Annotated in this window: 21 protein-coding genes; 16 read left to right on the plus strand and 5 right to left on the minus strand. The window is 52.8% G+C overall.

All coding sequences use genetic code 11. The features are described from left to right. Window positions 1-37: 37 nt before the first annotated feature. Together FKG94_RS23885 and FKG94_RS23890 are read right to left on the minus strand one after the other, a co-directional pair. The gene (locus FKG94_RS23885) at window positions 38-1,303 is read right to left on the minus strand and encodes a DEAD/DEAH box helicase (protein WP_142929474.1); all 1,266 of its coding nucleotides are present in this window, start codon (window positions 1,301-1,303) and stop codon (window positions 38-40) included. 150 nt (window positions 1,304-1,453) lie between these two features. Then, complete coding sequence (locus FKG94_RS23890; protein ID WP_142929475.1) at window positions 1,454-2,050, minus strand: response regulator transcription factor; 597 nt, start codon at window positions 2,048-2,050, stop codon at window positions 1,454-1,456. Window positions 2,051-2,140: 90 nt separating this feature from the next. Between FKG94_RS23890 and FKG94_RS23895 the strand changes: the two genes are divergently transcribed. The 4 genes from FKG94_RS23895 to FKG94_RS23910 all read left to right on the plus strand — a co-directional run bounded on the left by FKG94_RS23895 (window position 2,141) and on the right by FKG94_RS23910 (window position 6,909). Continuing rightward, window positions 2,141-5,071: an ATP-binding protein gene (locus FKG94_RS23895; protein WP_142929476.1), complete on the plus strand. Its 2,931-nt coding sequence runs from the start codon at window positions 2,141-2,143 to the stop codon at window positions 5,069-5,071. 170 nt (window positions 5,072-5,241) lie between these two features. Continuing rightward, entirely contained in the window at window positions 5,242-5,709 is a 468-nt protein-coding gene (locus FKG94_RS23900) for an SRPBCC family protein (protein ID WP_246125377.1), read from the plus strand. A gap of 176 nt (window positions 5,710-5,885) precedes the next feature. Continuing rightward, window positions 5,886-6,320 carry a DUF1330 domain-containing protein gene (locus FKG94_RS23905; RefSeq protein ID WP_142929478.1) on the plus strand — a complete coding sequence of 145 codons (435 nt, stop codon included), beginning with the start codon at window positions 5,886-5,888 and terminating at the stop codon, window positions 6,318-6,320. A 226-nt stretch (window positions 6,321-6,546) separates the two neighbouring features. Further along, a complete protein-coding gene (locus FKG94_RS23910; protein ID WP_142929479.1) occupies window positions 6,547-6,909 on the plus strand; it encodes a winged helix-turn-helix transcriptional regulator in 363 nt (120 codons plus the stop codon). Window positions 6,910-6,932: 23 nt separating this feature from the next. Here FKG94_RS23910 and FKG94_RS23915 read toward each other — a convergent pair whose 3' ends face one another. The 3 genes from FKG94_RS23915 to FKG94_RS23925 are packed head-to-tail and all read right to left on the minus strand — an operon-like array spanning window position 6,933 to window position 12,410. After that, window positions 6,933-8,339: a DUF1302 domain-containing protein gene (locus tag FKG94_RS23915; RefSeq protein ID WP_142929480.1), complete on the minus strand. Its 1,407-nt coding sequence runs from the start codon at window positions 8,337-8,339 to the stop codon at window positions 6,933-6,935. An 11-nt stretch (window positions 8,340-8,350) separates the two neighbouring features. Further along, on the minus strand, window positions 8,351-9,229 hold the full coding sequence (locus FKG94_RS23920) for an outer membrane lipoprotein-sorting protein (protein ID WP_179957792.1): 879 nt from the start codon (window positions 9,227-9,229) through the stop codon (window positions 8,351-8,353). Window positions 9,230-9,242: 13 nt separating this feature from the next. Next, window positions 9,243-12,410: an efflux RND transporter permease subunit gene (locus FKG94_RS23925; protein ID WP_142929482.1), complete on the minus strand. Its 3,168-nt coding sequence runs from the start codon at window positions 12,408-12,410 to the stop codon at window positions 9,243-9,245. 387 nt (window positions 12,411-12,797) lie between these two features. Here FKG94_RS23925 and tatA point away from each other — a divergent pair, with 387 nt between their 5' ends. The 12 genes from tatA to FKG94_RS23985 all read left to right on the plus strand — a co-directional run bounded on the left by tatA (window position 12,798) and on the right by FKG94_RS23985 (window position 24,703). Then, on the plus strand, window positions 12,798-13,022 hold the full coding sequence (gene tatA, locus FKG94_RS23930) for a twin-arginine translocase TatA/TatE family subunit (RefSeq protein WP_142929483.1): 225 nt from the start codon (window positions 12,798-12,800) through the stop codon (window positions 13,020-13,022). Between the two features lie 26 nt (window positions 13,023-13,048). After that, on the plus strand, window positions 13,049-13,426 hold the full coding sequence (locus tag FKG94_RS23935; protein WP_142929484.1) for a Sec-independent protein translocase subunit TatA/TatB: 378 nt from the start codon (window positions 13,049-13,051) through the stop codon (window positions 13,424-13,426). Window positions 13,427-13,437: 11 nt separating this feature from the next. Further along, complete coding sequence (tatC, locus tag FKG94_RS23940) at window positions 13,438-14,238, plus strand: twin-arginine translocase subunit TatC (protein ID WP_142929485.1); 801 nt, start codon at window positions 13,438-13,440, stop codon at window positions 14,236-14,238. A gap of 206 nt (window positions 14,239-14,444) precedes the next feature. Continuing rightward, a complete protein-coding gene (locus FKG94_RS23945) occupies window positions 14,445-15,902 on the plus strand; it encodes an alkaline phosphatase PhoX (protein ID WP_142929486.1) in 1,458 nt (485 codons plus the stop codon). A 96-nt stretch (window positions 15,903-15,998) separates the two neighbouring features. Continuing rightward, on the plus strand, window positions 15,999-16,562 hold the full coding sequence (locus FKG94_RS23950) for a PEP-CTERM sorting domain-containing protein (protein WP_142929487.1): 564 nt from the start codon (window positions 15,999-16,001) through the stop codon (window positions 16,560-16,562). 606 nt (window positions 16,563-17,168) lie between these two features. Beyond that, complete coding sequence (locus tag FKG94_RS23955; RefSeq protein ID WP_142929488.1) at window positions 17,169-19,475, plus strand: TonB-dependent receptor; 2,307 nt, start codon at window positions 17,169-17,171, stop codon at window positions 19,473-19,475. A gap of 44 nt (window positions 19,476-19,519) precedes the next feature. Then, window positions 19,520-20,869 carry an acyclic terpene utilization AtuA family protein gene (locus FKG94_RS23960; protein WP_142929489.1) on the plus strand — a complete coding sequence of 450 codons (1,350 nt, stop codon included), beginning with the start codon at window positions 19,520-19,522 and terminating at the stop codon, window positions 20,867-20,869. A gap of 10 nt (window positions 20,870-20,879) precedes the next feature. Next, window positions 20,880-21,215 (plus strand): DUF4387 domain-containing protein, encoded by a 336-nt coding sequence (locus FKG94_RS23965; protein WP_142929490.1) that lies wholly within the window; start codon window positions 20,880-20,882, stop codon window positions 21,213-21,215. Continuing rightward, window positions 21,215-22,555: an MFS transporter gene (locus tag FKG94_RS23970; RefSeq protein WP_179957793.1), complete on the plus strand. Its 1,341-nt coding sequence runs from the start codon at window positions 21,215-21,217 to the stop codon at window positions 22,553-22,555. The genes FKG94_RS23965 and FKG94_RS23970 overlap by 1 nt, the downstream gene beginning before the upstream one ends. 103 nt (window positions 22,556-22,658) lie before the next feature. Continuing rightward, on the plus strand, window positions 22,659-23,471 hold the full coding sequence (locus FKG94_RS23975; protein ID WP_142929492.1) for a GntR family transcriptional regulator: 813 nt from the start codon (window positions 22,659-22,661) through the stop codon (window positions 23,469-23,471). 159 nt (window positions 23,472-23,630) lie between these two features. Continuing rightward, a complete protein-coding gene (locus tag FKG94_RS29650; RefSeq protein WP_142929493.1) occupies window positions 23,631-23,777 on the plus strand; it encodes a PEP-CTERM sorting domain-containing protein in 147 nt (48 codons plus the stop codon). Window positions 23,778-24,079: 302 nt separating this feature from the next. Further along, window positions 24,080-24,703 carry a hypothetical protein gene (locus FKG94_RS23985; RefSeq protein WP_142929494.1) on the plus strand — a complete coding sequence of 208 codons (624 nt, stop codon included), beginning with the start codon at window positions 24,080-24,082 and terminating at the stop codon, window positions 24,701-24,703. The last annotated feature ends 25 nt before the right edge of the window (window positions 24,704-24,728 follow it).

A 24,728-nucleotide genomic window follows, 5' to 3' on the forward strand; every position in this document is an offset into this window, starting at 1 on the left:
CGCTCGCCAAGCGCAGGGAAATGTAGTTAAGGCAGCGCTATCGCCTGTTACGGGATCGGCGACCGCCGGCATTGGCGCCGCTGCGCTGGCCGTCCCGATGTCCGGCTTTGGCCGGTTTCGACCTCTTGGTGTGCGCCGGGGTGTGCAGAGGACGCGAGGGCGGCAGTGCATGCAGCGGCTCAAAACCGTCAATCGGTTTACGCTGCAGCACCTGTTTGGTCAGACGCTCGATATCCGCGAGCTGTTTGAATTCATCGGCACTGACCAGCGATATCGCCTCCCCACTGGCCCCCGCCCTGCCGGTGCGGCCGATACGGTGGACATAGTCCTCCGGCACCGTGGGTAAATCGAAATTGACCACCTGGGGTAACTGATCGATATCCAGGCCCCGGGCCGCTATATCGGTCGCGACCAGAATACGGATGGCGCCGCTTTTAAACCCGGCCAGCGCCTTGGTTCGCGCGCCCTGACTCTTGTTACCGTGAATCGCCGCCGCTTTGAGCTGGCGGGCCTCGAGGTGGCGGGTCAGGCGATTGGCGCCGTGTTTGGTGCGGGTGAAAACCAGGACCTGATCCCAGCGATTGTCCTGGATCAGTTGGGTAAGCAAGGCCGATTTTTGTTTTTTGTCGACGGGGCAAATCCACTGTTTCACCGTTTTGGCCGCGGCATTGCGCGGGGTCACGGAAATCTCAACCGGGTTGTTCACCAGCCCCTTGGCAAGACCGCGAATGGCGTCGGAGAAGGTCGCCGAAAACATCAGGTTCTGGCGCCGTTCGGGCAACAGCGCGAGAATTCTGCGGATATCGTGGATAAAGCCCATATCCAACATGCGGTCGGCCTCGTCCAACACCAGCACTTCCAATTGCTTGAACTTCACGGCGTTTTGGCCGTGCAGGTCCAACAGCCGGCCCGGCGTCGCCACCAGCACATCGACGCCCTTGCGCAGTTTCAGCATTTGCGGATTGATCTTCACCCCGCCGAAGACCACCGCCGAGCGCAGCGGCAGGTGTTTACCATAGGTCGATACACTGTCTTCGACCTGGGCTGCCAGCTCCCGGGTGGGGGTCAGCACCAGGGCGCGCACCTGATTGGCCCGGGCGCGCTCGCCGCCGGTGAGACGCTCTAAAATGGGGAGCGTAAAACCCGCGGTTTTGCCGGTGCCGGTCTGGGCCGCCGCCATCACGTCTCTGCCCCCGATTACCGCCGGGATAGCCTGGGCCTGAATCGGCGAGGGAGCCTCGTAACCCTGCTCGGCTACGGCATCGAGAATAGGGGCGGATAAGCCCAGGGAGGCAAAACTCATGGAAAGTCTCTCGTTACTGCTGGTTTAGAATGATGCCGTTTAGGGTAGTGCTCTTGCGGCCTGTTTTGCAGGCGCGGCTGTTGAGGTTCGGGCCACTGTGACGGCGGGCGTGCAGCTTACAGGATTCCCGGGCCAAACACCATCAGACGCTTAACTCACCATGCCCGCCATAACGGCGATGCGGGTGATGTCGGCAATGGTGCGCACATTGAGTTTCTGTGATATGCGGCTGCGGTAGGTTTCGACGGTCTTGACGCTGATGCGCAGCCGCTCGGCGATCGCCGGCATGGTATCCCCCCTGGCGATAAACAGTAACACGCTCCTTTCGCGCTGCGACAGCTTGTCGATCATCTCGCGATAGACATGCGCCGTATGCGCCTCCTGCATCCGCCGGTTGAGCCCGTTGATCCGCGCCAACAGCTCATTAAAACTGAATGGTTTGGTCAGGTAATCGTCGGCACCGAGGGAGAGCGCGGCAATCATCGAGTCTTCGCTGGAGCGAGAGGAGACGACGATGATGCCGAGTTTTCCCTCCCGGCGCAGTCCGTCGATAATAGTGATGCCGTCGGCATCGGGGAGATTCAAATCCAACAGCACGATATCCAGCGGCTGCTGCACCCGGTCGAGCAACTCGCGAAACTCGCCCAGCGAACCCGCGGAGGAAACGAGCATATTGCTTTTTTCCAGAAACAGCGTCAGCAGACGACACGTATCTTCATCGTCTTCAACCAATCCAATGTGCAGCATACATCCGCAAAGCTCCCTGAGTTTGACGGTAAAGTTCAGTATAGGAAGCTGTTATTATATAGGGATTTGCACGACAGGGGAGAAGAATATATGGCTAACTGGCGATATATGGCCATTATATTTCTGCTGTCAGTTGCGGCCGCACCGGTATCAGGGACGGCCATCGAAGCGGCGAGCGGCAAGCTCGACTTAAGCCACTGGTCGTTCACACAACACCCGAAATTGGCACTGCGAGGCGAGTGGGCGTTTTACTGGCAGGACTTTATCGCGCCGGCACCAACACAACACAAAACACAGCACCAGGAACAACAGCACATCTATGTTCCAGGCACCTGGAACCATTACGTCTGGGAGGGAAAAGAACTGCCCGGCAATGGCTACGCCAGCTACCGCCTGGTGGTAGAGCTTCCCGCCGAGCGCGAACAACTGGCCCTGTACGTGAAGAGCCTCTATCGCGCAGCGGATATCTGGGTTAACGGCGAACGCTTATTGCGTGTCGGCCGCCCGGCGCGGGAACCGGCCGGTGAAATCCCCCGCGAGGCATTCTATGTCGTCGCGCTGCCCGACGCTGCCAACCGGCTCGATATCGTCGTGCATATATCCAGCTTCCACCATATCGACGGAGGCCTTAACCGCGCCTTTGAACTGGGCACCTATGACACTATCGTGCGCCATGAGCGCAATCGCCAACTGCTGGCCCATGCCGTATTCGGCGCAGCACTGGTACTGGCCTGTATCTTCCTGACGATTTCACTGACGTTCAACCGCAGCGCCGACCGGGTTTACGCCTACGGCGCCGGGCTGAGTTTCAGCTATAGCCTGAGAGTCATGGGGACTGAAAAAATCTGGTTTATATTCAATCCCGCCATTCACGCCGACTGGGCGCTGCGCTTTGAATACTACGGCATGATCCTCACCCAGGTGTTTTACGTGTATGTGATTCGCGGCCTCTACCCGACCTGCACATCCGCACCCGTGTGTCGCCTGCTGGCAGCGCTCGGCGCCGCCAGTGTGGCGTTTATCACGGTGACGCCGGCGGCAGTTTTTGCGTATGTACGCAACCCCTGGGCGATGTCTTTTTTCCTGGTAATCGGCTATGCCTGCTGGGTTACGCTCAAAGCCAACAAAAGACGCCTGCCCGGCGCGCTGCCCATGGCGATTATCGCCTTTGCCAGCCTGCCGATTATGGCCAATGATGTGCTGGCGTTTTTCAATGTCTATCAAGGGGTGCTGTACAACGAACTGGCTTACTTCCTGGTCATGTCGGGTATTGTCGCGGTGTTGATGGGGCGGTTGTCAGGCAGTGCCAACGAAGCCGACAGGCTCGCGGCGGCACTGAGAAAAGCCAACGTCCGCCTGCGGCAAAGAGTGGACGCGCGCACCCGGGAACTGGCGGACAAAGTCGACGAGTTGGACCAACTCAACCGGCAGGCGCAGCTCGACCGGGAAGTGGCGGTGGCCGCCAACCGAAAAAAAACCGAATTCCTGGGCATTATGAGCCACGAGGTACGTACACCGCTGAGCGCTATCCAGGGTGGCCTGCAGTTACTCGAACAGGAACCCCTCAGCGACAACGGCCGGCTCCTGCTCGACAACGCCATCGCCAGCGGTGCGTCGCTGTTGGAGATAGTCAACAACACACTGGATATCGCCCGCATTGAAACCAGCGACCACCACCTGCGGGGAAGGGACTTTTGCTTGTACGACTGGATCGACCAGTTGGCAGGGCTCGCGCGCATTCCCATAGAGGCAAAAGGTCTCGCGTTCATTACCGAGTTCAGCGGTCGGCTGTGTGTCGAAAAAGACACCCTGGTGCACGGGGACAGCCACAGCCTGCGCCAGATATTGATCAATCTGCTGAACAATGCCACCAAGTTCACCCAGCACGGCAGTATAACCCTGCGCATCACACAAACAGAGACCACGCAGGGGACTGCCACTCTCCTGTTTGAGGTTGTGGATTCCGGTATCGGTATCAGCAGCGTTCAGCAGGACAGGATTTTCGAGCGCTTTTTCCAGTCCGATACGTCGTTCACCCGGGAACACTCCGGCACCGGGCTGGGCCTGTCTATTTCCCAGCGCCTGGCAGAGGCCATGGGCGGGGAAATCAAAGTGGACAGCCAGCCGGGGCAAGGCAGCCGGTTTTACCTGACGATAGAGCTGCCTATTGTCGTCAAACCTCATGCGCTACCCGAGACAGAGTTGCCGGCGACGCCGGCAGCGGTTGCCGAACAGCTTCATATTCTGATCGCCGAGGACGACAAGGCCAACCGCGATATCCTCAGGATACTGCTGGAGCGGGCCGGCCACAGCGTTACCGAGACGGCCACCGGCTGTGAAGCCGTAGCCGTGTGCAGACACCAGCGCTTCGACCTCATACTGTTGGATATACGTTTACCGGGCATCGATGGCGTGGCCGCCTGCCGCGCCATACGCAGCCTCAACGACCACCATGTGAACACACCCATAGTGGCGGTGACTGCCAATATCAACAAGACAGATATCCAAGCTTATCTGAGCAGTGGCCTGGACGGCGTGCTGCCGAAACCGGTATCGGCCTCCGCATTGGGCGCTTTGCTGCGCAACAACAGGCCCGGCGGGGAGGGGCCTGCGCCCCGGCAACTCGAATTCGCCACCACCGGCGCCGAAATACTGGATGAGCAAAACCTCGCCACACTGTTGCAGGCCATCGGGCCGGAATCTCTCGCCGAACAGCTACTGAACCTGCAGCAAAGCCTCGAACAGCTTGTCGATGCCCTGACTGCCGCCTGCCGGGCACACGATCTCAGGCAAACCAGAGAAATCGCCCACAAGCTCAAGGGCAACGCCGCTTACCAGGGTAAAAACGCCCTGGCGCTGCTGTGCGATCAGGTCGAACACTATCCGGACACGGCGACCGCCGCCGAGTGGCATCAACTCATCGAACAGATCCGACAGGCCAGCACACTGGCCCAGGATCACCTGTCGCGTTGGATGACAACACATCTGAGTTCGACTTACGCCGAACCCCAACCTCCCTAAACGCCAGTGCGATCGCAGACCTAACCCCGATTTTTTAAGACCAGTTATTAGAGGCCATAAAACCCCAATAGTATTATTTTAATACCATGCAAGAAAAAACTGCCTTCTTGTCAATAAATACTATTGTCCTATCATACCGGTTCCCGTCAATCAGAGAGGATCGTTTGAAAATGGTTAAGGAAAGTTACCAGCGCAGCATATCCGTGGCAGCAACACCGGCCGATGCCTATCAGGCCTTAACTACAGGCTATGAACATTGGTGGACATCAACTCAGGGGAAGTCGTTTAACCAGGTGGGCGACAGGATCAGGTTCACCTTTCCCCCCAATGCCTCCTATTGGACATTCGAAGCAAAAAAATTAACACCTGGCAAACTGGTCGAATTGGAATGTGTGGAGGCCTACCACATTATTGTCGATAAGCCCGAAGCTTCAAAAATTGAATGGTTGGGCACCAGGACAACCTGGGCAATCGAACCAACCGGGAACAAAACCGATATTCATTTTACCCATGAAGGACTGATACCGGCACTGCACTGTTACGACGTATGCAAAGCAGGCTGGGATATGTTTTTTGTCGATAGTTTACAGTCCTACCTCAATACGGGCGCGGGGTCTCCTCACCAAGAGAACACCTAACCCGTGATTGCACCCGTGTGTTTTATGCGGGTTCGCGTACCCATTCACTCCCGGCTTTGCTTGCAAACCCGTTTTGGGCCTGCGCCGTGATTTAAAGCAGAAGAGAAACAGGCTTCATATGATGGCAACAGCAAGGCCGACGACTATACACAAATCGTATTCACCGGAGCGTATTTATGAATCACTCAATTGAAGAACTAATGAAGTATTACGGCGATGGAAATAACTATCCATCCAAAAGCCAATGGAAAACACTGCTTGCTGGTGATTTGAACCGCCCTTTAACCGTTGTGAATTTCTTCAGGCTTCGCCAGCAGGCCGATTTCACAATAATTCAAACACCGATGACCGGCGAACAAGCCTTCGACGAGTATGCGAAAACAAGTGTACCGAAAGTCGCCGCAGTAGGTGGTCACTTTGTTCTAAGGGGCGCGATTGCAGGTGATTTCATCGGTGAAGACGCAAAAAACTGGCATATTGTCGCGATTGGACAATACCCCAGACGGGAAAATTTTATCCGGTTGTTAGAGGACCAGGAGTACAGGGAAGCATTTAGATATCGCCAGGCGGCAGTCGAAAATCAAACGGTGTTTTTTGTCGACGCCATGTAAAAGCATGTCTACCGGGAGGCTTGCGCTCTCTCCAGCCTGCCTCACAATCGAGGAGTCAGTATCCACCATCACCCCGGGGTTGCCCCTCAGGAACTGACGGCATTGAAATGCCGTCAGACATCGCATAGTATTCACACACAAGAAAGTAGTAAAAAGGCGCATGGTATCAATACCCAACCGTGAACCAGCCAACCGTGAAGCAGCCAACCGTGAATGAGAGCAACTCATGCCCACCCGAAAAGAAATGGCCTCCTGTGATGGATTTGAGAGAATCGTGTCGATGATTGCAGGAAAGTGGAAACTCTGGATATTGAGAATCCTTATTTTTTCCGGCACCAAGCGCTTCAACGAATTGCGGCGGGAACTCAAAGGTATCACACAGACGATGCTGACCAGCCAGCTTCGCGCTCTCGAAGCCGATGGCCTGATCACTCGCGAGGTCTTTGCAGAGGTACCACCCCGGGTTGAATATAGCGCGACGCCAAAGGCTCTGGCGTTAGAGAAGTTTTTTGCGGAGATGCATAAGTGGGCGGTCAGCAATGTAACGGAAGACACTAAAGTCACAACCAAGAAGAAAGCAAAAGGCTAAGCAAATCACTCAATGCGTTTCAGTCAAAAATCAAACCGCAAAGTTACCGACACAGAAGTATTGTCCGGCAATTGGCTAAATGCGCCTTGCTGATCTGTGGCAGGGTTTATATATAACACACTCAACTCTACTTTCAGGTCCTCATGCCAGCGCAGCAACGACGTGGTAGCAGTGCCCTCAACGACATGCTCATCATTGTCGAGGTCATATATCCCTCTCAGTTCAAGTGATGAGCGCGAGAAATTCCCCGCTTGCCATAACACACGGGTGATTATGTCGCGGCTGAATGGTCGACTAAAGGCAAGGCTCTCTGCACGACTCACACCGGCCTCACCGGCAAACTCTACAGTGAGGGTTAACTCATCCCGATCACTCAAGATAGTGTAAAAAACCCTGTCAAAACCCACTACATATGAAAGATAGCTATCGAGGGCGGGAATGGGTGTGTCATCGAATTTATAAGGGCTGTGATAGGCCATCTCAAGCTTGAGCGCGACTCCCGTCAAAAAATCCGCAGTACCCGTAAAATCGGGAACCGCCCTGACACCCGCACCTATCATTCGGTTACCGTAGTAGACGGGCGCTAGCGCAGCAGTGTTTAGCTGAGTCACAAATGGGTTGCGATCGGGCCCCTTGGCGGCAACCAATTGAAAGTCGGCGTTGAGAACAGATAAATTAAATGTGCTTTGAAAACGTAGCGCGTAGAAATGCTCCTGTCGATCTGTCGGCTCGACACCGCGCTTCTCATCAAAAGCAAAATCACTACTGCCGAGCCCCAGTCGCTGTCTATCAGGTGCAAACCGCGTGATCTGGAACCTGGGTAAAAAATACACCGCGACTGTAGGTTCGCCCACTATACCGCCGGTCCAGAGCCATCGGCCACGCACGCCCGTTTCGCCGAGCCGCACCGAATCCAAGAGGCTCACCCCCAAATCCCGCCGGTTCAAAATATCCAGAGGATTAAACGTATCGGCAATACCCCAGTTTTCGACGAACTGACCCAACCTGATATCCCAGCTTTCTTGTTCGTAGGTCAAATAGGCTTCAAACAGCTCAAAGCGTTGAAAATTGTCATCAACAACATCGACGAGTAATTGCGGGCGAACATAGCCGGTGACTGTGCCAGCCAGCGAAAATTCAAGCTCAAGTTCAGCCGTCGCTAACATCTGCTCATCATTGAAAAAGCTGTTTCTATCTCTGAGGTACAGCCGCGGTTTAACTTCCAGATAGCCTGAGAACTCGCTCAGTGAAACACCGCCGGAGCCCGCGGGAAAGCTATCACTTGCCGTCCCAACAAGGGTATCCAACACATCATCGACAGCAATCTCTTCGAGATCAGCCCCCTGAGCCGGTAAGCCGTTTATTGTCACAATGGACAAAAAGACAAACAGACAGCGGATGTCGAAGACCTTGAAAGATGAGAAATTCAAAAAGAACCCCCCTATTTCACCAATGCTCGTTTTGTAAATAAGTCTTCTTTTAGGTTCTTTCTTTTTTCCCCGGTTTTTTTGCTGACATATTGAGACAAGTCCACATAATAGTGGTTAAATGACAATATCGTTTTCTTACCTGTTAAGTGGTTGGACATATCGACTTGCAACGGCCGCCAGAACCGGCCGTGAAACTGCTGCCAGCGGCTCGCTATTTTTGTTTTTAAGTGCGTGCCCGATTTGTCAAAATACTCAACTTTTGTTTGATACCAATAGTCTTTAGAGAGATAGAGCACCAGGCGCGAATAGGCGGTGTCCCGATAAGTCGGTTTTGCCTCAATCTTGAAAACGTCGGTCAATTCATTATTTATCTCTATAGCGGCTTCTTCAACAAACCGCCATTCATATTCATCGGGGTCCAGATCGTTGAGGTCCTCATAGGTAAACTCAGAGCCCTGAAAACTCGCTGTGTTGTTAGCGCCCGAGATCCTGCGCACCTTCTTTATAGCGGGTAAATACAGCCAGTTGTCGTCGATGCTTCCGGAGTTCTCATAGTTGAGGGCCGATACACCTTTGATATCCGCCGGTGCAGTAAACTTAATAATCGATTTATCACCTTTACCAAAGCGCTCTAAACTAATACGCCGAAATGCGCGCAGGGTCGACCGGCGGCTCGCATCATACAATCGCATTTCTCCCGAGACCACTTCATCTTTCCAGCCATGCAACACATTGTCCGAATGAACTACCAGTTGTTTTCCGTATACCCGCACGTCTTCCGGGCTAAATACCGGGGCAGTGGTCTGGGCACTGGCTACCGTTACACGTTGCGCCAGACAGATGACAAGCAGTAAAGTTATTCGTAGCAAAAAAAGTTTGAACTTTTCCATGATATTTCCCCGGTTAAGGCGCCGCGACATCACCGACATGCCGCCCGAATGGCGAATTGGCTGCCGCGACAAGGTTCGATGAGGACTCTGCATTCATCAGCGCCAGGGCAGCGGGGGTTACAATAAAATCCGCAAACCATGCGAGTGCGATCATTGAAACAGCCAGAATACCCATAAGATAGTTAGGTGAGAAACTGCTCATCAGCAGGGTGCTAAATCCGACGATCAATACCACAGTCGTGAGCGTTAGCGCATCACCACACTCTCGAAAAGTCTGAGCTAGTGCTTGCTCGGTGGAGCTGCCGGCGTTGATGGCACGGGTATACTTCGTAAAGAAGTGGATAGTGTCGTCAACGCAGACCCCCAGCGCGACCGCAGCGACGACAATAGCGGGGCCATCAATCATAATGTCCAGCCAGCCAAAAATACCGAGAGGAATGACAATGGGTAATACGTTAGGGAGGGCGCTCACCAACCCCAGCTTCCACGAACGAAAGAAAACACCGATCACAATAAGTATGACAACCAGGGCAACTGAAATAGATTTTAAGAAGCTTTCCGCAACGATAACGCCGGTGCGATCCATCAGTGTTTTCTTTCCTGAAATGCTCAGGCTTGCCAGCGGTTCAGGCGAACTCGATCCGGCAACCAACGCCGGGAACTCGTTGTGGGCAATCCTGTTAATTTTTTCAATAGCGGCCTGCTTTTCCTGGGTTGTACAAAGCAGACCTCTTCCCTGCATCCGAAAATGGCGGCGATCGGGGCTCAGTTGGGCGGTCAAGCTTTCGCCGGGACGGGCGCCATTCTCGTACTGAAGGTAGTATTGGGCGGCCAGCGTAGCGGCTGTTTGTGGCGGGGTATAACTATATTCTTCAGAGAATTCATCAAATTTTATCGACGCCTGCTTTGATAAACCAGGAATATCACTTTCATTGACTACCCTGTAGAATTCGGGATTGTCACCATTTTGAACTTGATGGATTTTTCTCAGAATATCCAACGGTGAGGTCAGGTCGGTAATAATCGATAGCTCCGAATCAGGTTTAGCCATTTCTTCTCGTAATCGATGTTCAAAGCGCTCGACTAATTGTAAGAACTCAGGCAAGACGCCGATACGTGTTTTGTCCCAGGCGTCATACCTGATCTGCAGCGCATCCAAGTGGCTCAGTTCCTCGCCCGTTAACGGCCTGATACCTTCGACGCCCCCCGATACGGCAATCCTTCTCGCTTTTAATACTTCGAGTGCCTTTGCTTCTTCCTCTGTAAGACCGACCCTGTCTTCCCGGTCACCAATACTGCTGAAAATTATTTCCAAATCTCCCGTTCCACCCAGGTGATCTTCGATCCAAATCAAATCGAGCAACACCGGATTTTCCTGTTTAAACATTCTGCGTTGGTCCGCATCGACCTTTACAAATAGCAATCCGATACAGGACAGCAAAACGATAAGGCAGGAGCAAAATACGACCGGAATACGCCTGCGAACAATCAGGGATGCCCAGGCCTCAGATAAACTTTTACTCCAGAGACCGCCTCTACCGCTTTTCCGCATGTTCTGGTGAGGAAAGAGCGACAATAAAAGTGGAACAAGTGTCATGGTAAGTAGATAGGCAATTATCGTCCCGGCGGCCATACTCCAACCGAGCTGTTTTACCGGTGTGAGATCGTTGAGGACCAGCGAGCAAAAACCGACAGCCGTAGTGATTGTTGTCAGCAGCACCGGCAGGGCATTTTTCCTGATCACCTCAATGATTAGCTCTGCCTTGTCGTCAATATATCCCCGCATCAGCAACCATGCCGACACCAGGTGAATAGAGTCCGCAACACCAATAGCGGTTATCATATTCGGCATCATGGCAGTCAAATTATTGAAAAGAGTCCCGGTAAAGAAGAGACTGCCGACCGTTCCGAAAATTGAGGCGAACACAACCACCATAGGAATAAAAACCCCCGCCAAACTCCTCGACAAGAGCGCCAGCGCAACGATAATCACAAGAAACATAAGCGGCAAAAATTTTGCATCTGCGGAACCGACTATCTCGAAGTTTCTTTCCAACACAGGCACACCACCCAGCCTGAAAGTGTACGGACTCAGCGGCGATGGTGAAAAGCCGGCGGGCGTACTGATGCCGGCAGATAAATCGGCCACATCAACATAGTCACCATCACCCGACTGACGGTAAACATGGTACTTTTTGATGGTTTCACCCTGCCTGTTTTTAATAAAGTTTTTGGTGGGGTCTAACAATGAATGCGACAAACGACTTTTTTCTGCGCCGGCAGGCAGAGAGGAAACCCAGTTTTCCATATCGCGGTAAGCCCGGGTCTTTACGGAGAGCCCACTCTCAATATTTAGAAAGTGCTCTATCCCTCGCAGCGCACTGCGCTGATACTGAACGGAGTAGAGCTTGTCGACAAGGGCAGAGTTATCGCTAAAGCCTTCGACATTTGGACGTATTATTTGAATTTGAATCGCCGTAGTAGTGGCGGCTTGATCAACAATCGAGTCTAACAGTAAAGCCTCACCCTGAAACTGGTCGAAATCGGCATCATCTCCCAGAAACCGGCGCACCCGAAGCTCGCCGATTTTGTCTGCAGCCCGCCTGGCGCCCAGTACGGCTACCATACGTTCTACCAGATCATCCTCCGTCAAGTCACCGGGCGGCTGTGCAACCAAATCACTAAAGAGCAGGCCTTTTTCCGCACCGTCCCCGGCGGCGACCTCTCCCCAGCGAATCCAGGGACTGTAAGTCAGACTCCTTACGTGCCTGACCCCCGGAACTGTTAGAAATTGCTCAGTTAGTCGTTGGATCGCTGTCAATGATTCAGGACTGAAAACGCCAAACTCGTCCTCTGTGTTTTCGAACGTTACGAGCACGTAATCTTCAGCGATAAACTGCTTCTCAATATCAAAATACGCTTTAACCGTGGCGTCGCCGGTGTCAAACCAGACATCCAGGCTGGGATCAAACATTTGCGGCGCAATGGTGCCGGAGCCGTCAGAGATATCGTCGGTATTCATAACCGATTCGGTGATACCTCCCACATTTTCCATACCGGAAATAAAGATATATATCACCGCTACGACAACAACGAGGGAGCTGAGCCAGCGCCATCGATAGACGGTTTTTGCAAATCTGTAGTCTGGTCCTTGCGATAAATCTCGTGCGGCTGCAATCATTTCAAATGGCTCTTGTTGATGGCGATCGGCCGGTGGCCGATGCCGTTCACATAGACAGATTTGGGAATTATCCACTGTCGAGATGATTTAACAAGAAGGCAGTAAAATCGTATATAGTATTGTTTTTAGTACTGTTGACAGCTCACAACCTTGGAGACTACCCGGCGTGCGCGGACGACAGAGGCCGACAAATCGGGCGCGTGACGACGATGCCGCCGGCAGACAACGCCGCTAACGAAAACGACATCAGGAGTGAGGGGTAAGGCAAAACACCTACTGGTCGGCGCCACCATTAACAGGCCATACCGTCATCATACGGAAACAATGATATGTAACTATCCCTTGGATATAAGACAACATCTAGCCTGTATAGGGGGCGAAAACACCATGGGATTAAGTCTGTGGCAACTCTTGTTGGTTGCCGTTCTGTTTTTGTTATTATTCGGCAGAGGCAAGATTCCCGCCCTGATGACCGATCTGGCTGCCGGCATCAAAAATTTTAAATCCGGCATCAAAGAAGATAGTGCCGCAGTGGAAGACAAAACCCCTGCACCCCCTGCCCCGGCAAAAGAAACTGCAGATACCGCTCAACTCGGCAAACATACTGAATAATTTCACAAACTACTGCGGGCGTAGCCGTGTTCGATATAGGTTGGATAGAGCTGTTGTTTATTGCGGCAATGATGCTGGTGGTTGTCGGGCCCAAGGATATGCCCAAACTGCTGAACATGCTGGGCCGGCTGTTCGGCAGAGCGCGCAGGGTTTACTCGGACTTGTTTCAGGGCATCAGGCAGCTGGAGCAGGAAGTCGATGTTGCCACCCGGGATGCGAGCAACGACCTCAACTGGCACAACCACTTGCCTGAATCCATTCGCGACCTTCCCGACGACTTTGTTCCGGGTACCATGACTGCCGAGCAACACCGCGCGCGCCAGGCTGAATTCGAACGCGCCAGGCAGCAGGCATCAACCCCACCACCGGCCACGCAGCAGCCGGGTGATCAGCGCCGCGACTGAGCGCAACCACCATGACCGACGACAGCGATCTGGACCTATCCAAAGCCCCCCTGCTCAGCCACTTGCTGGAGTTGCGCCGCCGGCTGCTGTTTTGTCTGGTCTTTTTTGTGGTTGCTTTTGGCACCAGCTATCAATTCGCCGAGCAAATTTACGCTTTCCTGCTGCAGCCATTAACCAACGCTTTCAGCGATGCCACCGACAGGCGGATGATTTATACGGGTCTGCACGAGGCTTTCTTCACCTATCTCAAGCTTTCTTTTTTTGCTGCAGTGTTTTTCAGCCTGCCCCTTATTCTGTTACAGTTCTGGCGTTTTATCGCACCAGGGTTGTACCGGTTCGAAAGAACCGCCTTCCTTCCATTAGTATTCGCCACCCCGCTGCTGTTTCTGTGCGGCGCGGCACTGGCTTACTACGGTGTCATGCCGCTCGCCTGGAAGTTCTTCCTGAGCTTTGAAAGCCTGGGGGCAGAGACGGGCCTGGCTGTACAACTGGAAGCACGGGTCAGCGAGTATCTGGGGCTGGTCATCAAACTTATTATCGCGTTCGCGCTCAGCTTCGAGCTGCCGGTGGTCTTGGTGTTGTTGGCCAAGGTGGGAATGGTCACCGCGGACTCCCTCGTCGAGTATCGCAAGCATGCCGCGGTGCTGGCGTTCGTGGTCGCCGCGCTGTTGACACCGCCGGACCTGATTTCGCAAATCACCCTCGGTTTGCCGATTATTGTGCTCTACGAGCTTTCTATTCTTTTTATCCGCCGCAGCAATGCCGACCGGGTTGGACGTGAGCGCTTGCAAACCGCACACCACGGTAAGTAAAAACTCCCTTGAATCTACAACCGGCCACTTAAACAAAACCTTCACGACAAGTTCATATTCCTTATAACTGATTGTCATTCTTTTCTTCTAGTCTCTTCCAACGTCGCATATAGGTGCCCTGACAAACGCGGGCGCACCCTGACACGGCATTCCGTTTTTAGCTGTCATCCATTCTTAATAAACGCTTCTAAATAGGGGTAACAATAATGTTTGATTCGTCAAATGATCCGCAAGAGGCAGGTGTAGAGGTCAAGCCTGTTATCAACCGCCGTGATTTTGTAAAAGGGAGCACGACTGTCGCAGCCAGCAGCGCATTTTTAGCGCTGGCCAGCAAACATGCGGCGGCCGCCAGCCTGCCGTACACCGACGGCTACGGTCCGCTGTCGGTCACGCCCTGCCAGACCACCGGCCTGAACCTGCTGGCATTGCCCGAGGGTTTTGAATACCAGTCCTATGGCTGGACCGGTCAACGCAAAACTGACGGCAATTACAGCCCCACTGATCACGATGGCATGGCGGTAGTGGCCGCCCGCGGCAATACCATTGCCCTGGTACGCAACTATGAACAATCCCAAGGCGAATCCAACAAATCGCATCCCCGCGGCGGCAAGGGCGTTTACAACGATGCGCAACACGGCGGCACCGGCAATCTGTTGTTCGATGTGGTTGAGGGTAAATTCCTCTCTTCCTGGAACAGCCTGGGCGGCACTATTCGAAACTGTGCCGGCGGACCGACGCCCTGGGGCACCTGGCTGTCCTGCGAGGAAACCTTTCACGCCTGGAACCAGGGCCCGCAGGGTTTTAATCACGGCTATGTCTTCGAAGTACCCGGCTTTGGCATCTCGGACGGCAAACCCATCCGCGAAATGGGGCGTTATGCCCACGAGGCCGCGGCCGTCGACCCCGCCACCGGTTATGTCTACCTGACCGAGGACGCCGGCGCGTCGGCTTTTTACAAGTTCGAACCGGCCGGAAAATGGGGCGATATGAAATCCGGCGGCAAGCTCTACGCCATGGTACTGGACGGCACTCCCCGTTACGACACGCGTCGCGGACAGACCGTCAACACGGCCCTGGATGTCACCTGGCAGGAAGTCACAGACCCCGATGCCCAGGCCGAGCGCTGTTACGATCAGGCCTTCGACGCCGCCACTATCGAGCGCGGTGAAGGCTGCTGGTACGACGACGGCAAGGTCTACTTCGTATCGACCTCCGGCGGCGACGCAAACTTAGGGCAGATTTTCTGCTACGACCCGCGCAAAGAAACCTGTACGTTAATTTTCGAATCCAACGACCCCGGTGTCGTCAGTGGTCCCGATAATATCGCTGTCAGCCCGCGCGGTTCGATTTTGATGTGTGAAGACGGCGGCTCGAACCCCAAGCGTCTGGTAGCTCTTACTCAAGAGGGCAACACTTTTACCTTCGCCGAGAACCGCATTGCCCTTGACCAGGGTGACCTCACCACTATCGATGCCGTCTTTCCCGGCACCAAGGACTTTTTCCACGACAGTGTCGGCGACTCGCAGGACGGTTCCAACCGCCGCAGCTTCAGCAGCCGTGAGTGGGCCGGGGCTTGCTTCTACGATCGCTGGCTGTTCGTCAATATACAGTCACCCGGCGTGACCTTCGCCATTACCGGTCCCTGGGAAAATGGTGCGCTTTAAGCGCACCATGATCACCAGCACCACTGTTGCAGCAAAAACAACTCGCGCACTTACCGGCGAGCATTCACTGAAGCGAATTAACGAAAGGTTAACAAAATGACTATGATCACCCGTGTTCTGGCGGCGCTGGCATTCGCCGCCGCCACATCCGTTGCCAATGCCATTCCCACTTTTAGCGGCGATGTCGGCAGCGGCGGTAATTTTTCTGACACTGTCGACAGCGCCGACGGCTGGGTAACCGACAACGCCGTCGACAATGGTGTGGATTTCTGGACCCTCAATATCACCGCACCGGCGTTACTGACTATCGATATTTCATCGATCATTGATTTCGGTATCAGTATTTACCAGGGCATCGTTCAGGACGACCTCGGCTTCGCTTTCGACAACGATGCCGATTTCACCGACCCGTCCACGTTCAACCAGGGCACCTTTGTGGCGGGCACACCGTCTTTCGGCGCCGCGGGCAGCAGCCTGCGCATTTTCCTGGCCAATGCAGGCGACTACACCATTGCCGTGGGCGGCGATGACTTCGGTTTCGGTGGCCCCTACGACTACAAGATGCAGGTAGAGGTGCCCGAACCAGGCGCCCTTTTCCTGCTCCTCTCAGGCGTGCTGGCGCTTGTGCTAAAGCGGCGTATGGGCAGCGCCCGCCACTAGGTTGACCCGATCGACCCAACCCACTCTGTGGGCGCAACGCCCACAGAGCAGCATCGCCTGAAAATCAAGTATTCACTGTCAAACCTGCGCACCGGTTTGGCACAAAGCTCGCAGCGAATTTCAATTCTCCGTAAGCCCTTATAGAACCAATGCGGTGTATGGCCAAAACCACCCCGCTCCACCTTCACCATCGCAACTCAGCCAGTGCGCAATCAATTATGTCGACACCACCTTTGTGCCGACCAGAATCACCTTCCGCACCCCTCCCAGCATATAAGCCGGATCAGGCAAACAGCACTTGCCTAAATTATAAATTGCATCCAATGATAAATTATGGACTTCCAGGGGTTCACTTTTTACACCCAACCTTTAACTAATTGATATATATATAAATTTCTCAGATCCCACAAAGCAAAGACAAATACCCCCCTCCTATATTGAATGCAAAAAATGAAATAAATGGCGTAAAATGGCTGATAAAGTGTTTTTTTGGTATAAATTGGATGCTATTATTTACCGCCACATCCTGCTTTCTGCAAAATTGGATGCAATTTATACCTGTATCAGTTCCAAATAACTATAAAGTCATCTCTGAGGAGACGCAGAATGAGTGGTAAAAGTAAATTAGGAGCATCGATTCTATCGGCTTCCACAGCTCTGGCAGTGCAGCCTCTACTGGCACAAGATGAATTCACTATTGAGGAAATCATCGTTACAGCTCAAAAACGTGAGCAGAACCTGCAATCAACGCCTTTGACGCTGAATGTATTTTCCGGTGAGAAGGTGGAGAAAGCCCAAATAACCAGCGTCCAGGATGTAGCGGCCTCTACACCCGGTCTGTCCATAGATGCCTTTCCCAGAACTCAGCCTCGACCATTTATTCGAGGGGTTGGTTCATCTGACACGGGTGCAGGCGGTGATCAGTCGACGGCGGTGTTTGTCGACGGCGTCTATATGTCTCGTCCGGCTTTTTTGGCCTTCGACAGCTTCGATGTAGAGCGCTTGGAAGTTTTGAAAGGCCCTCAAGGCACTTTGTGGGGCAAGAATGTGGTGGGTGGATTGCTGCACATTATTACGAAAAAACCAACCGATGAATTTGATATCAGGATCCAGGGTACGGGAGGCAACGAAGGTATTCGAAACGGCAATGCCATGATCAACGCACCACTGATCGAAGACAAACTGCTATCGCGTTTGGTGATTAGCTCCAGGCACAACGACGGTTTTGCAAAAAACCTGAATACGGGTAACAAATTGTTTGATGAGCAGAGGCTGTCGGCGCGCACGCACTTCCTGTTGCAGGCGTCCGACGATCTGGAGTTAGGTTTGTCATTCAACTATGCAGACGAGAACAATGGCGGTTCGGCTCGCAATATCCATGACGGCAACGTGGCGGGACTGTCGGCTGATCCGGATGGTGACAACCGTAAAACCCGGGGAGAGATCGATGGTTTTGAGGAGCGCGAGACCTGGGGGGTAACAGTGACCGCGGACTTGTCTACCGAGATAGGTGAGGTGAATATTATCTCCAACCACAAACAGTTGGATTATGCTTTCAATGAAGACTTTGACGGCGATAATATTCTGACGGTGCTGGCGTCATCACTCGCGGAGGGCGATCCTCTACAGATACAGCGCGGGGGCAGTGAGAGCACTGAGTCAAGTTCTTTAGAAGTTCGTTTTGCCTCGAATAGTGACTCCGACCTGTTCTGGCAGCTGGGCGCATACTACGAAGCCGCTGATATCGATCAAGTAGCACTGACCGGGGCTCTCTCGGGCTTGTGCGCTGCTGCCGGTGCGGGTGGTGCTCAAGCCTATGCAACAGGAATTGCGGCGGCGTTTGGTTTCGGTGCAGCAGCGGCCGGATACGGCGCGGGCGTGGCTTCAGGCTGTTCGGCTGGCGATGATTTAACGACACCAGCAACGGTTCAGCGGTTCCACCAAGTAGTGAGCACAGAAAGTCTGGCAATCTTTGGGGAACTGAGTTATGACCTGACTGATATCTATACCCTCACCGGCGGTGTGCGTTACAGCCAGGATGAAAAAGACTATGAAGTTGACTCCCTGGGCTCATTTATGGACGTGCAGCTGACAGCAGCGGGCTCGCCCACTGGTTATGACCGGGTGAGTGCCAGTGACGACTGGGACGCTGTTACCTGGCGAGCAACACTCGACGCCCAATTTACCGAGGATTTATTTGGTTATGCAACCGTCTCCACCGGTTATAAGGCCGGTGGGTTCCAGTCCGGCCCGCTGACTCAGGAGGAGGCGAGGGACAGTTTCGATCCTGAGTTTGTGACTAACTATGAGATAGGTCTGAAAAGCGAGCTGCTGGACGGTCGACTGCGATTAAACGCAACCACTTTCTTTATGCAGCAGGAGGATCTTCAGGTCAGGCAGGTCGAGGGCACGCGCAATGTCACCCAAAATGCCGGTGAGGCTGAAATACGGGGCGTGGAGCTTGAGGCTCTGGCGCTGCTGCTGGGCAACTTCTCAGCGGACTTGAAGTACACCTACCTCGATGCTGAGTTCACCGAGTTCGTTGATGACGGTGATGATTTTAGCGGCAATAGCTTGAGTCGCGCTCCTGAGCACTCGGTGACTGTGAACCTTGCATACACTATCGAAAATCCATTTGGCGCAGGCGGTGAGATGAGCCTGGAAAGTGATTATGCCTGGAATGACGATAGATTCGAGGATAACTCTAACGAGCCGCCCGAGATTATAGATGACTATGGTCTGCTCGATGCCCGTATCGTTTATGAGCTGGCTAATTGGCAGTTGTCGATCTGGGGTAAAAACCTTGAGGACAAGGAATACGAAACCCACTATGTCAATTTTGGTTCTAATTCCTTCGTTGTCTTTGGTGAGCCTCGCACCTTCGGTGTCACAATGACCTGGAACTTCAAGTAGCGGACTAAAGCAACTGTCTATACTCTGCGAGAGACGTACCTCCTATGAGTGAACTTAAAGTATTAACGCCTACGGGAATGATGGGTTACGGCTTTCCCGAGGAAGATCTGCTGAAGGCGCTCGATCATAACCCGGATGTCATGGTTGTGGATTCAGGGTCAATTGACAGTGGGCCTCAGAAGTTGGGAAGCGGTTCCATGACGACACCCGAAGATGCTTACAGGGCTGAGTTTAAAATACTATTAAAGGTCGTTAATGATAAAAAAATTCCTCTCTATATCAGCTCAGCGGGTGGTGCGGGTTCGAACCAGCAAGTTGACAGCTTTCGCAAGATGGTTGAGGAAATCTGTCAGCAAGAGGGATATCAGCTAAGCATTGCCTGTATCTACGCAGATATTTCCAAAGAGCATGTAAGGGAAATGCTCGCGGCAGGTAAAGTTAAGCCCTGTGGAAAATCTGTTCCTGAGTTGACAGAAGATGAGCTGGATTGCACAAAAAATATTGTCGGCCAAATGGGCATTGAGCCCTTTATGAGGGCAATAGAGAGAGACACCCATGTGATTATTGCAGGACGTGCCTATGATCCAGCGCCAATTGCGGCTATTGGCATTTATAAAGGTTTTGATCCTGCGCTCTGTTGGCATATGGGAAAAATTTTAGAGTGTGGTGGGCTTTGTGCCGAGCCGGCATGCCAGGTTATGCTCGGGACCTTACGTGAGGATCACTTTGAGCTTGAGCCCCTTAGCGAGGACTCTTGTTGTACCGAGATATCGGTGGCAGCACATACCCTGTATGAAAAATCACACCCGTATTTATTACCCGGGCCAGGCGGTACGTTGGATCTGTCCGGGTGCCGTTTTGAACAGATTGACAATCGCCGAGTAAAAGTTTCAGGTAGCCAATTTGTAAGGACGCCTTATACTGTCAAGCTTGAAGGAGTGAAGATGACCGGCTATCGGACAACAACGATAGCGGGCGTAAGAGACCCTAATGTGATCGCTGCACTTGACGAAATTGAGACGATGGCACGTTATTTTGTCTTGCAGAATTATCCCCAGTATGAAAACCGTTTCAAAATGCGCTTCCAGGTGTACGGGCGTGATGGCGTCTTGGGTGCGTTGGAACCAGACCTGACCCCCGCGAAAGAAGTGTGTGTAGTTATTGAGGTTTTGGGTGAAACTCAGGATATTGCCACGCACATTTGCGCAAAGGCGAGGGTCGCTCTGTTGCATGCACCCTATGCCGGTCGCATAGCCACGTCAGGTAATTGTGGATTTATGTTGACTCCGCTGGAGATACCCCTTGGGGAAACCTACGAATTCAGTATCTATCATTTAATGGACGTGAGCGACCCCTGTGTTCATTTTCCCGTTAAGTACTTCAATGTTGGCTGAGAGTGGTTAAATGAATACGGTAGAACATGCAAATCTGATGGAGCTGGCCTCTGTCATTCGAAGCAAAAATGCCTCTCCTTTTGAGGTGACTTTTGACATTATATTCAAGAACAAGTCTATCTATGAGGTGGTGAAGAAGAACCAGATATTAAACAAAGAGATACTCGCAGAGCTATATAATGTCTCCCCCGATCATATTCTGGATGTTATCTACTTCGATGCAGCCAATGCGGTGAAGTTTAATATGCCGCGTTCAGCACCTCATGCCAGCTTTGGCGAAACCGATATGCACTCTGCACAGCAGCATGTTCCTTTGCAGGGTCTTGTACTGGAGCTGGAGTCATAGTGACCAGCCGGGAAGCTGCACTGGATAAGCGCCCAGTTAACACAGGCACTATTCTGGCCTACTCCAGCTTGACCATACCTATCACCGCGGTGGGCGTGCCGTTGGGGATCTACTTGCCTCCACTGTACGCGACGGAGCTGGGGCTGGGCCTTGCGACCGTCGGCCTAGTCTTCATGCTCGCCCGGGTATTCGATGTGATTACTGATCCCTTGATGGGGCTTATGGTTGATCGTTTTCCAAGCCGTCTGGGCAGAAGAAAACACTGGATTCTTGTTGGGACTCCAATATTGCTTACCGCGGCTTGGTTCGTATATTTACCGTCACCGGAATCCGGCTCAGTTGTCTATCTAATTTTGTGGTTGTTTGTTCTCTACTTGGGGTTCACGCTGATTGATGTAGCTCATAAATCATGGGGTCCCGATCTGGCAACCACTTATAACGACCGCTCCCGCCTGTTCGGCTGGCGCGAAGCTATGAACATCTGTGGAACTATCGCGGTATTAACGCTACCAGCACTTCTGAGCCATTTTAAAGAGGCCGATGCATATGATAAAGCTGAGATTATGGGGTTGTTCCTGATTGTTTCGCTGCCCATTGCTGTCGCTATTATAGTCCGGTTTGTGCCCGACCGGTTTGGCAAGGCATCAACTGCGCCATCTTTTGATTTAGCGGAAGTCTTTCAGTCGCTTCGAAACAAGGCAATAGTGAGAGTCTTAATCGCCGAATGCTTCATTGCCGTCGGAGTAGGTGCCGCCGGCGCCATGTTTTTGTTTGTTGCCAAGTGGGTATTCAATCTCGAGGACTACGCAAGCCTGGGACTTATCGTATTTTTCTTAAGTGGTTTGATCGCGGTGGCGGGGTGGGTAAAGTTAAGCGCCTTAACGAGTAAGCATATAGCTCTTATTATCGCTTCTTTGTACAGCGCATTGGGAACCATCTTGTATCTCCTGGTTGACAAAGAAGAGTCGCTGGCAGCACTTTTTGGACTCAGTGCCGTTTTGGGGGCCGGTTTTACTGCGCCTCAAGTCTTGGTCCGCTCAATGTTGGCTGACATAGTTGACCAAGAACAACTGCGCTCAGGCCACAACCGCTCGGGGCTGTATTTTTCCATGATGTCGACAGTTTTCAAGCTGGGTGGTGCGATGGCGGTAGGCCTGTCATATTTTGTGCTTGAGCAGGTAGGATTCGATCCGGCGGTGGCGAACTCCCCGAATGCTGTCAATGGACTCTTATTGACCTTTGTGGGCATTCCGTCCTTCATGTCGTTGTTGACGGCTGCCTGTATGTTGAAGTATCCACTGACTAAAGATGTGCATGAGCGTATTCGTGAAGTGCTGTAGCTGCCAATGGAGTTTCGAGCTCTTAACTAATAGGTTAGTTAAAAAGAAAAGTCATTAGCTGTACAAAGGCGTCCAATTTTGCACTTTGCTATTTTCGGGTACAATGGCTGTCGTGCATTCAACTATTACCCTGGGCGAGTTGTTTATGGATACTTTGGGAGCTGAACCTGGCCAGATATTTCCGCCTTTTGACGAGGGTGAGAAGCTTAAAGGATCAGAAAGTTTGACGCAATCCCAAACTGCATTGGCGAGGCTGCGCAATTTGATACTCAGTGCTAAAGTTGAAGCCGGCAGTAAATTGCGAGCAGCCGCATTGGCTGAACAACTGGGGGTTTCCCGAACGCCCATAAGAAATGCGCTGGCGGTACTTGAATCTGAAGGTTTGGTCGATTACTCAAGCAATTGCGGATATACGGCTCGAGAATTCGGATTGCGGGATGTCCTGGATGCTATCGAGGTTCGCGCCGGCTTGGAGGCAATGGGTGTTCGCATACTGGCCGAACGAGGGTTTCCCGAGGAAATGCAGAATTTTGCCTTGCAGCAAGTTAAAGCAGGGCGAGACCTCCTGGAGAGAGGTGAGTGGCCTGCTGAGGCGGAGACCGCCTGGTACAATCATAATTACAATTTTCACCGTACGCTGGTTCTCGCTACAAATAATCGCTATTTGCGCAATACCATTACGGCCACTTTGATTATTCCGACACTGGGTGACAGTTTAAAGGTTTCTGCGTTTGGTATTAAAGGCGACTTTCCCTCACAGGACTTCGAGGGAGTTCCCGGGCATATTTGGGAATCTCAAGTTCACCACGAGCGGTTGCTAAAGGCCATCGGTAATAGCGACGCAGTGCGAGCGCAGAATATTATGCGGGAGCATGTGCTACTGAGTCGAGATAGGGTTGCGGCTGGATTTGAATAGAGCCTGTAAATATCGACATCGGATCAGATGTAGTCAGGAATAGGTTTCGACAAGGTCGTGCAGGCCGAATTGTGGTGGTGATTACACTATTGCCGTGGGCGGCGATGATTTTGGCTTCGACGGCACCTGCGACTATTCGACGGCACCTGCGATTATAAGATGCAGGTGAAGATACCCGAGCCGGGTTCACTGTTGCTGCTCCTGTCCGGCGTGCCCGCGCTCGTGCTGAAACGACGCATGGGCAGGTCCGCCAGTAGTAGGGCGGCCTTCCCAATGCACTCTGCGGGCTCGGCGCCTACAGAGTGACATTTCCCACCAATCGCTATTTGCCGCCGACGTCAGGACACCAGTTTGGCGCAATCCCTGCCGGGCAATTTATCACCGGCCATGATTCTTCGCACTCCGGATACTGTACATCGCTGAAACTGTGACGGAGGTCTCACTTTTGGCACGGTGATTTTCCCGCCAATTACGGTAATGTATAGAGAATAAGAAAACACTGCCTTTATAATTTTGTGATCTAATAATTCAAAAAGGCATTACTGAATGAATGCAGGTATCGGCGCTGCGAAATGTCGAAGTAGCGTTCTTATTGCGGGGGGTTACCTATGTCGACAGTGATGAGTCCATCAACACAGCAGAATCATTCTCCGGGTCTCGCGACCCTGGTAAAAGACCTCGCCCGGGACCTGGTCGGCGAGGGCGGCAATATCCTGGACCTCGGCCCCCCAGCGTCCGGAGCTGCTCGGGCATTTCTCAATCTCAAGTGTAAGTGCCATGTGGAAGACCTGGTGGAATACCTGGAGCAGGTCTCCCGCGATGATCCCGCAGCCAATCAAAAGTTGAATGATCATCTGCTGCCAAAACCCGAGGGGCTTAAATTCGACCTGGTCCTGGGTTGGGATATTTTCAGCTTCCTGGCTTTCGACACCATAGCCTCTCTGATGGCCAGGCTCAGCCCTCACTTTAAACAGGGCACGGTGTTGTACATCCTGGCTTATACCGATACGACGGCCCCCATCAAACCTAAACGCTTCAAAATGCTCGAGGACTTCAGCTGCCGCACAGCGGGTGACGCCTACCGGGTGAACGCCATCAAGCCCCACTCCGGCGCCGAGTTGCTTGAGTATATGCAGGAATTCTCCCTGCGCGGCAAGCTGATTGAGTCAGAGACAATGGCGGACAATATTACCGAGGTATTGTTGACGTTTGACCCGTCTCTATCTCAGTGACACCTGGCGCAGCGCCCCGGCGGCA

This window comes from Exilibacterium tricleocarpae (genome assembly GCF_007004655.1).
GTDB lineage: Bacteria > Pseudomonadota > Gammaproteobacteria > Pseudomonadales > Cellvibrionaceae > Exilibacterium > Exilibacterium tricleocarpae.

Coding starts and splice junctions, on each gene's coding strand:
- FKG94_RS23885 (WP_142929474.1), bottom strand. CDS start 1,303: ATGAGTTTTGCCTCCCTGGGCTTATCCGCCCCTATTCTCGATGCCGTA.
- FKG94_RS23890 (WP_142929475.1), bottom strand. CDS start 2,050: ATGCTGCACATTGGATTGGTTGAAGACGATGAAGATACGTGTCGTCTG.
- FKG94_RS23895 (WP_142929476.1), top strand. CDS start 2,141: ATGGCTAACTGGCGATATATGGCCATTATATTTCTGCTGTCAGTTGCG.
- FKG94_RS23900 (WP_246125377.1), top strand. CDS start 5,242: ATGGTTAAGGAAAGTTACCAGCGCAGCATATCCGTGGCAGCAACACCG.
- FKG94_RS23905 (WP_142929478.1), top strand. CDS start 5,886: ATGAATCACTCAATTGAAGAACTAATGAAGTATTACGGCGATGGAAAT.
- FKG94_RS23910 (WP_142929479.1), top strand. CDS start 6,547: ATGCCCACCCGAAAAGAAATGGCCTCCTGTGATGGATTTGAGAGAATC.
- FKG94_RS23920 (WP_179957792.1), bottom strand. CDS start 9,229: ATGGAAAAGTTCAAACTTTTTTTGCTACGAATAACTTTACTGCTTGTC.
- FKG94_RS23925 (WP_142929482.1), bottom strand. CDS start 12,410: ATGATTGCAGCCGCACGAGATTTATCGCAAGGACCAGACTACAGATTT.
- tatA (WP_142929483.1), top strand. CDS start 12,798: ATGGGATTAAGTCTGTGGCAACTCTTGTTGGTTGCCGTTCTGTTTTTG.
- tatC (WP_142929485.1), top strand. CDS start 13,438: ATGACCGACGACAGCGATCTGGACCTATCCAAAGCCCCCCTGCTCAGC.
- FKG94_RS23945 (WP_142929486.1), top strand. CDS start 14,445: ATGTTTGATTCGTCAAATGATCCGCAAGAGGCAGGTGTAGAGGTCAAG.
- FKG94_RS23950 (WP_142929487.1), top strand. CDS start 15,999: ATGACTATGATCACCCGTGTTCTGGCGGCGCTGGCATTCGCCGCCGCC.
- FKG94_RS23955 (WP_142929488.1), top strand. CDS start 17,169: ATGAGTGGTAAAAGTAAATTAGGAGCATCGATTCTATCGGCTTCCACA.
- FKG94_RS23960 (WP_142929489.1), top strand. CDS start 19,520: ATGAGTGAACTTAAAGTATTAACGCCTACGGGAATGATGGGTTACGGC.
- FKG94_RS23965 (WP_142929490.1), top strand. CDS start 20,880: ATGAATACGGTAGAACATGCAAATCTGATGGAGCTGGCCTCTGTCATT.
- FKG94_RS23975 (WP_142929492.1), top strand. CDS start 22,659: ATGGCTGTCGTGCATTCAACTATTACCCTGGGCGAGTTGTTTATGGAT.
- FKG94_RS29650 (WP_142929493.1), top strand. CDS start 23,631: ATGCAGGTGAAGATACCCGAGCCGGGTTCACTGTTGCTGCTCCTGTCC.
- FKG94_RS23985 (WP_142929494.1), top strand. CDS start 24,080: ATGTCGACAGTGATGAGTCCATCAACACAGCAGAATCATTCTCCGGGT.